At 62.7% G+C, this 391-nt stretch carries 1 protein-coding gene; it reads right to left on the reverse strand.

The window, feature by feature from the left end; translation table 11 throughout:
- The coding region (locus AC3XQU_RS23160) for a peptidase U32 family protein (protein WP_489876503.1) at window positions 1-391 on the reverse strand (391 nt) is incomplete at both ends.

Consider the following 391-nt stretch of genomic DNA (forward strand, 5'->3'; position numbering starts at 1 on the left):
AGTCGGTGCTGCCACGGTGGAAGGTTTTTTCCGGGTCGGGCAGGAAGAAATGCGCGGTGCGGCCGCTGGACGCGCGCGCCAGGTCCGGGCGGTCTTCGAGGATGTCGTCGAGACGCTGGCGGTAATAGGCGGTGATGTTCTTCACATAACCCATGTCCTTGTAGCGGCCTTCGATCTTGAACGAGCGCACACCGGCCTCGACCAGGGCACGCAGGTTGGCGCTCTGGTTGTTGTCTTTCATCGACAGCAGGTGCTTTTCAAAGGCCACGACGCGGCCCTGGTCATCTTTCAAGGTGTACGGCAGGCGGCAGGCCTGGGAGCAGTCGCCACGGTTGGCACTGCGGCCATTCTGCGCGTGGGAAATGTTGCACTGCCCGGAGAACGCCACGCA

Source organism: Telluria sp. AZSoR62 (assembly GCF_058111565.1).